Raw genomic sequence first — 11,864 nt, 5'->3', positions numbered from 1 at the left:
CTCGGACTGGGCGTCCCCGACCATTTCTTGACAACTCTTGACTGACAATACACTTATCAGAAGTACACCTGCAGATTGCCAACCACCGCATTAATTAAATTTTAGCTTCTCTATGTTCTCGGAACTGACTAATTTTGAGGAGTTTTGAGTTTTCTAATATAGAGTATTTCATTTTGACACTTTCTTTTTTCAATAGAGTTTTCTCGCCAATCTTTGTTTTTTGCCTTCTTTCAGGTGTTGTTGGTCTTGCGCAGTCGGTTGATTCCTTAAAAATTCTCAATGTTGACAGTCTGTATTCCTCCTTTTCTGAATCTCAGAAAAGGTCGCCCGCGAATGAGGTCTTTGGATTGGACGTGGCACCGGGTTTGGAAGCCCGCCTCTTCGGCTCTGAGCCTGATGTGATTAATCCAATCAATATGGATGTCGATCACAGAGGGAGGGTGTGGGCGCTGGAATCGTACAATTACCGGCCGGCCGTCAACGGCAAATCGGAATTGGGGTTGGGAGACCGGATTGTGATCATGGAGGACAAAAACGGCGACGGAATCTCTGATGTTACCAAGGTTTTTTATCAGGGAAGAGAATTGAATGCGCCGTTAGGAATTTGGGTGATGGGCAACAAAGCCATTGTATCTCAAAGTCCATATGTCTGGCTTTTTACAGATACCAACGGTGATGATGTTGCTGATAAAAAGGAAATTCTTTTTAAAGATATCGGCGGAACACAAAGCGATGCAGGAGTTCACTCATTTGTTTTTGGTCCTGACGGAAATTTTTACTTCAATTTTGGAAACGCAGGACGGCAACTGGTCGACGGCCAGGATCGCCCGCTTTTAGACAAATATGAAAGACCGATTGATTTTCGTCAATATCGCCAGGGAGTTGTCTTCCGTTGCGACCAGGAATTCAGAAAAGTCGAGATTATGGCGGAGAATTTCCATAACTCCTTTGAGGTAGCTGTCGATAGCTACGGAACGATGTGGGCTGCTGATCAGGAAGAGCCAGGGAATGAAGGTGACCGGGTTTCATATGTAATGGAAAACGGAAATTTTGGGTATATAGACGAAATGAATGCCAATAGCTGGCGTATCAATCGTACCAACTTGGAAGATGAAATCCCCAGAAGACACTGGCATCAGAATGACCCGGGAGTTGTTCCCAACTTGTTGCAAACCGGTTCCGGCTTTCCAATGGGTACTACTGTGTACGAAGGTGAGCTTTTGCCCAGACCCTTTTGGGATCAGGTGATAGTTGCAGATGCGGGCCATAATTCTTTGCGGGCGTATCCGGTTGTCAACGAGGGGGCGGGATATAAATCAACTGGTATCCTTCCGATTTTAGAAGGAAAACGCGATAAATGGTTTCGCCCGACAGACGTTTGTGTCGCACCTGATGGCTCGCTGATCGTGTCCGACTGGTATGATCCCGTGATAGGTTCCAGCAAAATGAAAGATCGTGGACGTGGCCGGATATTCCGAATCGCGCCACCTAATACTCCCTATACAATTCCTGTTTTCGATTTAACAAAACCCGAAGAGGCCGTCAAAGCACTCCAAAGTCCCAATTTGTCTCAAAGATATCTGGCCTGGAATGCCTGCGTAAAACATGGTTGGAATGCAGAGCCGATGCTCGAAGAATTGTTTCGCAATGTGTCAGCAAATCCTAAACAACGCGCCAGAGCTTTATGGGTGTTGAACAGAATAGAAGGATTTAATAGCAGAAACCTGGATATCGGTTTCCGAGAGCTTAATCCAAACTTGCGAATTACCACGCTTCGGGCCGTAAGACAACGAAACAGCGATCCGATTGAATATATCAAACGTTTGGCAGCTGATCCGAATCCGCAGGTTAGGAGGGAAGCGGCTTTGGCCATTTATCGTAATCATACCTTTGAGGCCCTGGACGTTTGGTTGCAGCTAGCTAAGCAATATAAAGGCGGTGATATATGGTCCGTGGAGGCGTTGAGTATTGGCGCATTCGGACAATGGGAACGTCTTTTCCCAGCATGGATCGAGAAAAATGGACCTAAGCCGACAAAGGTTCCGGGCGGTAGTGATGTCATTTGGCTTGCGCGTACGAGAAAGGCCATCCCATATCTTGAGGAACTCGCGGCGGACACTCTTGTAAATTTCAAAAGCAGATTGCGATACTTTAGAGCATTTGATTTTTTCAATGCGGGATATGAAAAGTCACAGGCGTTGATTAATGTGACAAAAGTGAAGTCGTCAGACCGGATTGAGGTGTCAAAACTGGCACTATTACATTTGGATAAATCTTATGTTAGCAACTCGCAGCAAGGTTTGACGGTGCTCAACAAATTGCTGGATGAAACGTATGGAACGGAAGACTATATTGATCTCGTAACCCGTTACGCGCCTCCGTCGGAGATTAACCGATTATTTCAGCTGGCCATATCCAAATCAAGTGAGATCGTTGGTCGGGATGCAGGAGCGTTATTGCTTGATCAGGCAGGCGTCAGCTATCTTACAGAAAAGGTTCCTTTGTTAAATAATACCCAAAAGTCCGCGTTACTCGCCTCAATCAAAACTGCGGGCACACCCGAATCAGTTCACATATTGCGTTCAGTAGCACTTGACAATTCTCAAAATCCCGGTGTAAGAGAAGACGCCGTGCGATATCTTGGCGCAAGCTGGCCTGGAGAGGAAGCTGTTGTGAAGTTGCTGGAGCAAAACGCATTGAGCGAGGATATGCTCAAGGCTGCTTTGGAAGGCATGAGAGGTGCTTCAAGAAATGAAATCGTAGCAGCACTCGAGCCTTATATGCCTAAGCCTGTGGAAGTGCAAGCCGAAGCGGCTCCGATGGTTGATGATTCGAAGAAAAAAGTTAGAAAAAGGCGTAAAAAGGACGTTTTGCAATAAGTTTTATATTTCATTTCAGGTATATATCGGCCGGGAGTTTCTTTAATTCCCGGAAACTATAACATGATTGAAAATATGCTTCGTAGAAATTTTGTAAAATCTTCACTTGGACTAGCGGGTGTTGCCATGGCAGCCAATGAAGCTTTTGCTTCAAAAGGACCTTTGGCCAAAAACAACTTCAAGTTGAAATATGCTTCTCACTTCGGAATGTTTACCAATTCTGCGGGGAAAGATGTGATTGATCAGCTGAAATTTATGGCTGACAATGGCTTTATGGCCATCGAAGACAACGGCATGATGGGCAGACCGGTTGAGGAGCAGGAAAAAATTGCTAAAGAAATGACTCGCCTTGGAATGGAAATGGGCGTTTTTGTGGTGGATAAAGGTGGAAACGGTGCCAATACATTAGCAGCGGGCAAAAAAGAAAATATTGATATATTTTTAAATGGTTGCAAAAAGGCGGTCGAAGTTGCAAAGCGTGTAAACGCAAAGTGGATGACCGTCGTGCCTGGTGATTTTGAAAGAAATTTACCAATAGGAGTTCAGACCGGTCATGTTATTGATGCATTGCGTCGCGGTGCGGAGATTCTGGAGCCGCACGGATTGGTGATGGTACTTGAACCACTGAGCGATTCCCCGAATTTGTTCCTGAGAACTTCCGATCAGACATATGAGATCTGCCGTGGTGTGAACAGCAAGTCATGCAAGATATTATACGATATCTATCATATGCAGAAAAATGAGGGCAGATTGATATACAATATCGAAAAAACATGGAGTGAGATTGACTACTTCCAGATTGGAGACGAACCAGGCAGAAAAGAGCCTACTACTGGGGAGATCAACTATAAAAACATCTTCAAGTATATCTACGACAGAAGCAAAAAGGAAGGAAAAAGCTTCATCATGGGTATGGAACACGGAAACTCAAAACAAGGCAAAGAAGGCGAAGAAGCACTGATTAAAGCATATGTAGAGAGTGATAGCTTTTCGATATAGAGCTGTTAGCTTTTAGCTATAAAAAACGGATAGAAACAAAAATTGGCCGGGTAAAACAATCTACCCGGCCAATTTTTGTAGTAACAGCTAACAGCTAACAGCTAACAGCTAACAGCTAACAGCTATTAAAGAACCACTACCGAATTCTCTGCATAATCCACGCCAGCTGGAACGTATTTGTCAGCTTCTGAGTCGTTTACCCATTTCTCGTCGTCCAAAAGATAACGGAATTGGTATTCGCCTGCAGCAAGTTCAACGTTTGCTTTAAATGAGCCATCTTTCTGCTTTTTCAAGACGATAGCCTCACTTGGATCCCAGCCGTTGAACTCTCCAAGAAGAACAATTTTCTTTGATTCCGTAGCCGCCTCAGCAGGTACAGAAAAAGTAACCTTATATAAGGACTTACTTTTTACGAATGTTTTAGTTAATGCCATTTTTATCGTAGTGTTATTAAGTTGATGCGACAAATATACAATCAGTCCTGATACAATGCAATGAAAATCAACATTATAAATTTTAATGAACTTCGAATAGTTATATAGTTTGGTTTTAAAAATACCGTTTTTGACAAGAAAAGGAGGTTTTTACTGCAATGTATATCGTAATCCTGCAAAGCCTCTGATACCTTGATTCGGGGCAAAAACATAGGATGGATCGAAGGTTAAACGGTAAGGATTATCCGGAGTGGCCAGCACTTGACCATTGTTATCAAACTTCACATTTTTATCAAACGGGTCATTGGAACGGGCGATGGAATTGGCTGGTGGGGTGAAATTCAGAAGATTTTTAATGCCGCCGTATATCTCTAAACCATTCCGAAATTTCTTCGTCATCTGAATATTCTGCAGCGACCAAACTGGCGAAGTTGCCGCTCTTGGATCGGTTTCGCTTAGCAGAGGAAGGCGCATCGGGCCATACAAATTTCCTGTATAGTCGAAAGAAAAACCCGCTTTGGCGATTTCATATGATATACTCCACACCGCTGTGACTTTCTCGGTCAGAACAGGACGGAAGCTTTTGCCATCTTCATGCTGAAAGTTGTCCATTAACGTACCACCTGCAAATATTTTGAGTGGGAAAGGGAAATTTACATCAATATTTAATGATATTCCTTTTGAAACGGCATACCCATTCAGGTTGTCGTATATAATCTGGTTAGGATTAGTGTCGTAGTCAGGCAGGATGCGGTTGGTGAAATAGGTGTAAAAAGCCGATGCGTCCAAGCCCAGAAATGAATTTCCGATTACGATTTTCTTGACAAAATTGAGGTTAGCATTCCAGCTCTGCTCTGGTTTGAGTTCCTCTTTTAATATCACCTGCCTCGATCCGGTCAAAGCCGCGTGGTCTTCGGTAAACAGGTTTACAATTCTGAATCCACGCCCGAAATTAAGTCTGATCACATCAGTTTGATTCAGCTTGACTTTGTAAGCGAGCCGCGGAGTGAATATGCTTCCGTGGCGGCTATTGTAGTCATATCGCATGCCCACCAACAATTTGTGATTGCTGTTGATCGATATTTCGTCCTGAACAAACAGGCCCGGCAAAAAAATGTTATCCGGCCGATCCTTGCCGTCAGTATACCTTGTTGCTGTCGTGTTATCGTTGTAAAAAGTATACCTGAAAGGCGATCCTATCAGCAAACTGTGATTCTTGACGATCTTATCCCAAAGCAATTGCGCAAACACAATTTTTTGATCGGCGATAAACGGCACTGCTCCGTAAACCGAATTCTGATCATGGCTGCTGAAAGAGTACTGAAACAATAGTTTTTCGGCAACGGGCAATTCATAATTCCCCAAAACTTCAAATCGTTTGGTGTAAATACTTTCGCCATACACCTCACTTCCACCACGATATGACTTGTTCCAGTTCATTTCTCCTCCCCAGCGATTCTCATAATAATACCTTGCTGCGATCGTTGCCTGTTTTTTATCCCTTCTGTCAAACGACCACTTATTGAATATCGAAATCCTTTTCTGTAAAGTAAGGTCTGTGAAGCCGTCATGGTTGTTGTCCTTTGGATTTTGATAATTGAAATAATTGACGCCAACCAGCGCATTCGCCTTTCCGCCCGCAGTGAATTTTACACCCAGGTCCAAATTGTAGTCCTGCCAGGTGGTGCTGAATGCATCTGCTGATATCCTGGGAGCCTTCGATGGACTTTTGGTAATAATATTGATCAATCCACCCACCGCCTCTGAACCATATAGTGTAGACGCAGGGCCTTTCACAATCTCAACACGGTCAATGAGACTATTCGGTATACCTGAAAGACCATATACAGTTGACAATCCGCTGACCATCGGCATACCGTCGATCAATACCATTGTATATGGGCCTTCCAGTCCATTGATGTGGATATCACCTGTATTACAGACATTGCAATTGAGCTGGGGCCTAACTCCATTTACGTAGCTGAGTCCGTCAAATATGCTGGGTACAGGGTTTTTATATATAAATTTTGCTGTGATAATATCGACAGGAACAGGGCTGTCCAGTTTCGAAACTTCCTTCATCGTACCCGTCACCACTACTTCCTCCAATGCATTTTCCCCAGATTTGATGACGAAATTTTTATTTATGTTTTTGTCAATCAGCGTATTTCTTTCGGTGATGGTTGGAGAGGCAATGTATCTGATCTTCAGGGTATATACTCCTTTGGGGATATTCTTTACACTGTAAAATCCTGCGGTGTCGGCAGTAGTCCCGAGGCCCAATTGCTCAATGTAGACAGAGGCACCGAAAGCCGGCTCGTTGCCAGCCTCCAGTGTCACTTTCCCCGAAAGCTGATACTGTCCGGAAACTTGGATTGATAAAAGTAAAAGTGTGTATAGTATGAGTTGTTTCATAGTGCGCTGAAAATAGTGTTCATATAGGCTGCAATTTAAATTTAGACAAATCTAAAAAAATAATCAATAATATAAAATATATTTTCAGGCTTATTGAATAAATGGAATTAGGTAGCCTAACATATACATTGCAATCTGTATAGATTATTTTTATAACATTTTGATATGTAAGTATTTGTAGAAATAAAAAACCCGCCATGAAAAACACAGCGGGCAAGAATTTGATAACGGCACTCTATATAATTAAAGTCAAAATACTATTGCGACCATTCTGTCGGTGTACGATCCCAACGGTGGTTTTTTAATTTTTCCGCCAAACTTGTGCTCAAACGAACGCCATCGCTGGTCGCTATATTAGCACGAACGTGTGGAAGTTTACGCATGCCTGGAATGGTTGTATGAACGTCTGGGTTATTAAGAATAAATCGTAAAGCCAGCTCAGGCATCGTCATTCCGGCCGGGATATCGGCTCTCAAAGCTTCTGCATGTTCAACGCTCGACTTCAAGTTTTCCGGTACAAAATAAGTGGATCGCCAGTCGTCGGCCGGGAATTTGGTATCCAATGTGAAAGTTCCCGTTAATGTACCTTCGTCGAACGGTACGCGCGCTATAACTGCAACGTCCAGTTCACGGCAAAGCGGGAAAAGGTTGTCTTCCGGCGCCTGATCGAAAATATTATAGATCACCTGAACGGCATCAATCAACCCCGTTTTGATGGTTTGAAGTGAATTATCCGGTTCCCAGCGATTTACACTAATTCCCCAACGCTCCACTTTTCCTTCTTTCGTCAATTTCTGAATTGCCTCTTTCCATTCGTCGCGTTCTGCCCAGGCATCCTCCCAAACGTGAAATTGCAGTAGATCAATCTGTTCTACGCGCAAATTCTGAAGGCTCTTCTCGGTATATTCAACGATGTAATCTGCTGGAAAAACGTCATCCAGACTTGAACCTGCAAGTGAAGGCCACTGACGGTTTTTCGGGGGAATTTTCGTTGCTGCATATATCTTTTTATCCGGATTTCTGCGGATCAGGTCCCCGAGAATCTGCTCACTCAACCCTTCGCCATATCCCCAGGCAGTATCAAAAAAGTTCGCGCCTGATTCCACCGCCAAGTCCAGCGAGTCGTCTGTTTCTTTTCTGTCAGAACCGCTCCATCCGGCCAGTCCCCACATTCCGTATCCTAACTCACTTACATTCCAATTGGTACGCCCAAAACGTCGGTATTGCATTATTGTGATTGTTTTATGTGTATTAAAAAGGATTTAAGAAAACATTTATAATTACACGAAAATACTTTGTTTGGATATATTACCTTAGTTCGGTAGTTTAAATAAATTAGTGATTCATAAATAATTTGGTTAAGTTGTTGTATAAGAAACAGTTAGTGTGGATGAGCGTGAAAAGAACTGCAGGGATTATGTTGATTGTGCTCATATCGGGTTGGACATATGAGCCCGTCCCTTCTTTGAAATTGCTTCACTACTGCTCCGTTTTTGAGAAAATTCAGGATAACATACGATATAGTCTGATTTCGCCGGATAGTGCAGCACGGGCATTTCAGGAAAATATGAGAGATTTGAAAACGCTCTTACCCAAAGATTCCTGTGCCGCAATTGATTCCACTCATTTCGTATTTCCTGTCTACGGATATACCCCTCGCGAGTCAATTGGCGGACGTGGAAAAGGGTATAAACCAGATGGTTTCGATCTTTTTGATATGGAAGTGAGAGGCAGCCACCCGGCCCAGGATATTTTTGTTCGGGATAAAAACAGGGATGAGCTGGATGACAGAACCTGGCAGCCTGTCGACGTCCTCGCCTTTACGTCGGGTATAGTACTTGCTACGGAGGTTAACTGGCAGTACGACAGTGAGTTACGCGGTGGAAATTGGATATGGATATATGATCCTTGCCTGGAAACATTATTTTATTATGCCCATAATAGTTTAATATATGCGCATCCGGGCCAGTGGGTGAAAGCAGGGGACAAAATCGCCGAGATGGGAAGATCGGGTTTCAACGCCTCTAAACCGAGGTCACCGACACACCTCCATTTGATGAGTCTGAAAATAGGAGAAGATGGACTTCCTGAACCACAGGATACATATGAATGGCTGCTGAGTGCGACGATTAAGCAGTGAAGGTCGAGGGTCATGAGTCGTCATTCTTTTGCAGGAAGTGGTCGGAGGGTGTTAGGTTTGGTCATTTGTGGACAGATATTGTCAAGGGTTGATTATTTGGTTTTTTGATATTAAATCACTCAATTACTATTCTATAAACACTTAACTATGAGCAGTCGTCGATCGTTTTTCAAAAAAAGTGCCGCTATTGGCATTGGCGCATTTGGGGCCGAGAGCCTCTATAATCAAATACATGCCGCCGAACTTGAGTCCGCTGAAAAGCTTTGGACGCCGGGCGGTAACAATGAAGACTATTGGTCGGTGATTCAGGATGCATATACTGCCAGCAAAAGCGAAATTCTGATCCTGAACAACGGGGGCGTGTCTCCATCGCCACTGGCAGTTCAGCAGGCGCTGGATAAGTATAACAAGGAGGCCGCTCAGGGGCCTTCTTATTACATGTGGCGGATTATAGATAAGGGAAGGGAGCCTTTGAGGCAACGTTTGGCAACTTTGGGTGGCTGTGATCCTGAAGAAATTGCAATCAACAGAAATGCTACGGAAGCATTGAATACAATCATTTTCGGGTTGCCTTTGCAGAAAGGTGACGAGGTAATCGGCACGAAGCAAGACTATCCGAATATGATGAATGCGTGGAAACAAAGACAGCTGCGTGATGGTATTGTTTACAAACAGCTCTCTTTCGATTTCCCAATCGAAAACGACGAGACGATCGTAAAAGCATATGAAGATGCGATTACGCCGAATACTAAAATCATCCATATTACCCATATAATCAACTGGGTGGGGCAGATTATGCCGGTGAAGAAGATCAGTCAAATGGCGCATAAGAGAGGTATCGAAGTGATTGTGGATGGTGCTCATTCATTTGCTTTGCTGGATTTCAAAATTCCTGATCTGGAATGTGATTACTTCGGAACGAGTTTGCACAAGTTTTTGAGTGCGCCTGTCGGAAGTGGAATGATGTGGGTGAAGAAAGATAAAATAGCTAAAATATGGCCCCTGGTTTGTAATCACGAACCAACAAGTGCAGATATCCGGAAATTCGAAACCTTGGGTACCCGAAGTTTTTGTATTGAACAGGCCATTGGTGAGGCGGTTAATTTTCAGGAAGGAATCGGCACAAAACGTAAGCAGGAGCGGATTCACTATCTCAAAAAATACTGGGCAGAAAAGGCGTTACAGATCCCTGGGGTGAAAATTCATACTTCATTAAAACCTGAATATTCTTGTGCTATCGCCGGGGTGAGTATTGATGGTCTGAAGCCGACTGAGCTGGACAGCAAACTGTTCAATGATTTCAAAATCCATACTGTTGGGATTAGCTACGAAAAAATCCAGTGTGTACGCGTGACACCTCACGTATATACCAAAATAAGTGATCTTGATCGGTTTGTAGATGCGTTAGACAAGATTGCCAAGAAGGTATAAAGGTTTTTTGGGTCGTACTTAAAGTAAAAAAGTTAGAGCAAAGCTCGCTAAGGGGAATAAGTTGACCTCTTTGCGAGCTTTCGTTTTTATGATCTTTCAAGGTTTTATGTAATAAGGCTTATAACCTGATTTTATTTTGAAATAATCGTGTCCAAATTGTTCTTGATAATAGGATCTTATCACCCCTTCGGGGTTTTGTGAATTCTGACGCCCTCTATTTTCTATAATCATGCCAGCCTTTCAGGCTTTTTTCTGAGGTGGTAAAGGACAGATAAGCGTAATACCGTTTTGGACAATCCCGAAGGGATGAAATGATTGTAGTATTTCCGACACCAATGCCGGTCTTTTCTTTTTATAATGGTAGATGGCAAATGAATCGTAATACCATATTAGATAATCCCGAAGGGATGAAATGATTATAGCAGAGAGGAGGGAGACAGGATATAAATCCCGAAGGGATGACATCATCGTCTCATTTTGATGGCAGTGTCAAGCTTGTATGCCTAAAACTAGATTGCTTTTTCTAAAAATGTGACAGAGCCAAGAAGGGTTATAGCCTGATTTTATTTTGAAATAATCGTGTCCAAATGGCTAATGATGAATTTGCTCATATCACCCCTTCGGGGTTTCGTAAATTCTGACGGCCTCTATTTTCTATAATAATGCCAGCCTTTCAGGCTTTTTTCTGAGGTGGTAAATGACAAATAAGCGTAATACCGTTTTAGGCAATCCCGAAGGGATAAAATGATTATAGCAGCGAGGAGAAAGACCGGATATAAATCCCGAAGGGATGACATCATCGTCTCGTTTTGATGGCAGTGTCACGCTTGTATACCTAAAACTAGATTGCTTTTTCTAAAAATGTGACAGAGCTAAGAAGGCTTATAACCTGATTTTATTTTGAAATAATCGTGTCCAAATGGCTAATGATGAATTTGCTCATATCACCCCTTCGGGGTTTTGTGAATTCTGATGCCCTCTACTTTCTATAATCATGCCAGCCTTTCAGGCTTTTTTCTGAAGTGGTAAACGACAGATGATAAGCGTGATATCGTTTTGGAAAATCCCGAAGGGATGAAATGATTATAGCAGAGAGGAGAAAGACAGGATATAAATCCCGAAGGGCCAGCCTTTCAGGCTTTTTTTTGAGGTGGTAAATGACAGATAAGCGTAATACCGTTTTAGCCAATCCCGAAGGGATGAAATGAATATAACAGAGAGGAGAAAGACAGGATATAAATCCCGAAGGGCCAGCCTTTCAGGCTTTTTTCTGAGGTGGTAAACCACAGATGATAAGCGTAATATCGTATTAGACAATCCCGAAGGGATGAAATGATTGTAGCAGAGAGGAGGAAGACAGGATATAAATCCCGAAGGGATGACATCATCGTCTCGTTTTGATGGCAGTCTCAAGCTTGTATGCCAAAGACTAGATTGCTTTTTCTAAAAATGTGACAGAGCTTAAATCCAGCGAGCGATATAAGAACAAAAAGATATTTAGAATGTGAATAGATGTTAGCCTATATGAACTTACCTCCTTTAATTAGTGTCGGTGGTACTATTCAA

The 11,864-nt window shown here is 43.0% G+C and carries 7 protein-coding genes; 4 read left to right on the top strand and 3 right to left on the bottom strand.

Annotated features, from left to right (window positions below; translation table 11 throughout):
- Positions 1–173 precede the first annotated feature (173 nt).
- Entirely contained in the window at positions 174–2,879 is a 2,706-nt protein-coding gene (locus AC1XUD_RS17030) for a PVC-type heme-binding CxxCH protein (RefSeq protein WP_483362238.1), read from the top strand.
- A gap of 75 nt (positions 2,880–2,954) precedes the next feature.
- Complete coding sequence (locus tag AC1XUD_RS17025; protein ID WP_483362237.1) at positions 2,955–3,878, top strand: hydroxypyruvate isomerase family protein; 924 nt, start codon at positions 2,955–2,957, stop codon at positions 3,876–3,878.
- Positions 3,879–4,003: 125 nt separating this feature from the next.
- Here AC1XUD_RS17025 and AC1XUD_RS17020 read toward each other — a convergent pair whose 3' ends face one another.
- From AC1XUD_RS17020 to AC1XUD_RS17010, 3 genes are all read right to left on the bottom strand, one after another.
- The gene (locus AC1XUD_RS17020; RefSeq protein WP_483362236.1) at positions 4,004–4,312 is read right to left on the bottom strand and encodes an isoamylase early set domain-containing protein; all 309 of its coding nucleotides are present in this window, start codon (positions 4,310–4,312) and stop codon (positions 4,004–4,006) included.
- Positions 4,313–4,462: 150 nt separating this feature from the next.
- Entirely contained in the window at positions 4,463–6,727 is a 2,265-nt protein-coding gene (locus AC1XUD_RS17015) for a TonB-dependent receptor (protein WP_483362235.1), read from the bottom strand.
- Positions 6,728–6,984: 257 nt separating this feature from the next.
- On the bottom strand, positions 6,985–7,956 hold the full coding sequence (locus AC1XUD_RS17010) for an aldo/keto reductase (RefSeq protein ID WP_483362234.1): 972 nt from the start codon (positions 7,954–7,956) through the stop codon (positions 6,985–6,987).
- Positions 7,957–8,117: 161 nt separating this feature from the next.
- On the opposite strand from AC1XUD_RS17010, the gene AC1XUD_RS17005 reads away from it, so the two are divergent.
- On the top strand, positions 8,118–8,867 hold the full coding sequence (locus AC1XUD_RS17005) for a M23 family metallopeptidase (RefSeq protein ID WP_483362233.1): 750 nt from the start codon (positions 8,118–8,120) through the stop codon (positions 8,865–8,867).
- Positions 8,868–9,014: 147 nt separating this feature from the next.
- Positions 9,015–10,298 carry an aminotransferase class V-fold PLP-dependent enzyme gene (locus AC1XUD_RS17000; protein WP_483362232.1) on the top strand — a complete coding sequence of 428 codons (1,284 nt, stop codon included), beginning with the start codon at positions 9,015–9,017 and terminating at the stop codon, positions 10,296–10,298.
- The last annotated feature ends 1,566 nt before the right edge of the window (positions 10,299–11,864 follow it).

The sequence above is a fragment of the Dyadobacter sp. HNCC25DJ184 genome (assembly GCF_056895215.1).
Note: the sequence above shows the minus strand (reverse complement) of the source record. Positions and strands in the feature narration are given on the sequence as shown.